At 61.4% G+C, this 549-nt stretch carries 1 pseudogene; it reads right to left on the reverse strand.

Annotated features, from left to right (window positions below):
* A pseudogene (locus tag ACYSM9_RS21905) lies at window positions 1-549 on the reverse strand (pyruvate dehydrogenase (acetyl-transferring), homodimeric type); the annotation flags it as partial.

Below are 549 nucleotides of genomic sequence, written 5' to 3' on the forward strand. Positions count from 1 at the left end.
GGCCCTTGGGGTTGTAGATCTTCGCGGTCGGGAAGAACGCGTCCATGCCGAACGTCCGTGACTCGTCCGGGACGATGGGCACAATCCGGTTCCCGAACTTCTTGTCCCGGAGCAGATCCTTGAGCAGGCGCACGAAGGACATGGTGGTGGCGGCCTGCTGCTTGCCCGAACCCCGCTTGGCCACCTCGTACGACTTGGTCTCCGGAAGTTCAACCGAATGATGCCCGCTCCGGCGCTCGGGAACAGACCCCCCAAGTGCCCTCCGCCGGTCGAGGAGATAGGCAATCTCGGGGGCATCCGGGCCCGGGTGGTAATACGGAGGGCGGTAAGGATCAGCGTCCAACTGTTCGTCCGAAATTGGAATGCGCAGGTAATCCCGGAAGTCCTTGAGATCCTCGACCGTCAGTTTCTTCATCTGGTGCGTGGCATTCCTGCCTTCGAACCTTGGTCCGAGGCCGTAGCCCTTGACGGTTTTGGCGAGGATGACGGTGGGTTTGCCCTTGAATTCGGTGGCTGCCTTGTACGCGGCGTAGACCTTGCGGTAGTCGT

The sequence above is a fragment of the Arthrobacter sp. C152 genome (assembly GCF_054890965.1).